Source organism: Actinosynnema sp. NPDC023658, from assembly GCF_040639995.1.
GTDB lineage: Bacteria > Actinomycetota > Actinomycetes > Mycobacteriales > Pseudonocardiaceae > Actinosynnema.
The window spans coordinates 1-1,325 of record NZ_JBFAAX010001319.1 but is presented as its reverse complement, the minus strand read 5'-3'; the positions used below and the strand labels follow the sequence as shown (position 1 = coordinate 1,325).

Sequence of the window (1,325 nt, the reverse complement as noted above, 5' to 3'; positions counted from 1 at the left end):
CGTCGGTTCGCGGAGGCGCGCGACGTCGTGACCCGGCTGCTCGACGTCCACGGCGACGACCCGGACGCCCTGGTCACGGCGGCGTGGCTGCACTGTGCCACGGACGACTTCGAGCGGGCCCTGGCGCTGACCGGACGCGCGCTGGAGCTCGACAGCGGCCACGTCGGCGCCGCCGACGCCCGGGTGAACGCGTTCATGGTGCTGAACCGGTTCGAGGAGGCGGAGGAGACCGCGCGGCAGGCGTTGATCACCTCGCCGCGCTCGGTGGACCTGCACGTGCTGCTGGCCAAGGTGTACGACCACCTCCGCGCGTTCGACCGCGCCGAGCGGCACTTCGCCGCGGCACGGGACCTCGACCCGTTCGACGTCGACGCGGTGGTCGCGCACTCCGCGACGCTGCGCTCCCTGCGCCGCCTCGGTGACGCCGAACGTCGGGTGGCCGGGTTCTGCACCCGGTTCCCGCACCTGCGCGGGCCGCGGTTCGAGCTGGGGTGGGTCCACCACGACGCCCGCCGCCTGGCCGAGGCCCGCCGCGTGTTCACCGCGTTGCTGGCCGACTCGCGCGACGGCTTCGAGCGGGCCGCGGCGCACCACGCCCTGGGCTGGGTGGCGTTCACCTCCGGCGACCTGGTGACCGCGGAGAAGGAGTTCCGGGCCACGCTGGTGGACCGCCCCGACGACTACGACTACGCGATGGCGCTCGCGTGGGCGTTGGCGCGGCAGGACGGCGAGCGGCGGTGGCGGGAGGCGGAGGACCTGGCCGGCGGGCTGCTGGACCGGCGGGCCAACCCGTCGGCGCACGTGTGCCTGGGCGTGCTCGCGTTCCGCCGGGGCGACCTCGCCTCCGCCGAGTACCACCTGCGCAAGGCGCTGGAGGTCGACCCGAACCACGGCAGCCACGCCGACCTCGGCGCGCTCTACGTCCAGATGGGGCGGTACGAGGAAGCCGAGGTCGAGCTGGGCAGGGCAGTGGCGCGGGACTGGTACGACGGCAACGCGCACGTCGAGCTGGGCGCGTTGTTCCTCCAGCTCGGTGAGGAGCGGCTGTCCGACGCCGAGCGGGAGTTCCGGCAGGCGCTCGCGATCGACCCCGGCTCCGGCGCCGCGGCGATCGGGCTGGCGCAGGCGTTGGCCAAGGCGGGCGACGAGGCGGAGGCCGAGTCGGTGCTGCGGCTCGCGGAGCAGCGGCAGGACGCGGCGCAGAAGTGGCGCACGCACCTGGCGCTGGCGCGGTTGCTGGTGCAGCGCGGCGACAAGCAGCAGAACCCCGACCTGCACGCGGAGGCCTACGCGCAGGCCCAGTCCGCGATCGAGACCGCGCCGGA

At 74.9% G+C, this 1,325-nt stretch carries 1 protein-coding gene; it reads left to right on the top strand.

What is annotated here, in order from left to right:
* On the top strand, positions 1-1,325 hold a 1,325-nt coding region (locus tag AB0G02_RS40635; RefSeq protein WP_360806003.1), incomplete at both ends, for a tetratricopeptide repeat protein.